General features: G+C 44.0%; 1 protein-coding gene. It reads right to left on the reverse strand.

All coding sequences use genetic code 11. The annotated features are described in order from the left end of the window. On the reverse strand, positions 1-451 hold a 451-nt coding region (locus KP705_RS16585; RefSeq protein WP_215765048.1), incomplete at its 3' end, for a plasmid recombination protein. Positions 452-550 lie beyond the last annotated feature (99 nt).

Here is a 550-nt window from a genome sequence, read left to right on the forward strand (position 1 = left end):
CAGGAACGATGAAAGCATGAAGATGAGGAAAAGCCTCATCATCATGCCTGATGACTGTCTTCAACTGGTCCCCATACGTGTCCTGCAACCACTTGACCGACCGAGCTTGCCAACGCTTACAATCGGCATCCATCTCACCTGGCCAAGACAGAACAATGCACGCCATAGTATTTTGAGTGCTTCTGATTATCCGGCTCTTGCCATTCTTCTGAACATCAACAGCACCATCGCAAGCCTGCTCATGCTCACGCTCAAGAGCTTCAAAATCCAGACCAAAAACGAGAACCTGCTTGCCTGGATTTTCAACATGCAAACAGGCATCCKGATTTCTCCGGGTAGCCTCATCTATAGTCTCTTTAATATTCCACTTCTTAGACTTCGTTGCCTTGTCGGAAGGCTTTACAAGCACTTTACGACTCAGCATCTCAAAATGTGCGAATTGATAACTCATGACAACGATCCAAAAAATTTMTCGCAAATCGTTGAGAGTCTTCTTTTAAAATCATCAGACGTACAATTTTCCAAATCTAAATTATCGATACTCGAATAC

The sequence above is a fragment of the Gluconobacter sp. P1D12_c genome, from assembly GCF_018812105.1.
Lineage (GTDB): Bacteria > Pseudomonadota > Alphaproteobacteria > Acetobacterales > Acetobacteraceae > Gluconobacter > Gluconobacter oxydans_A.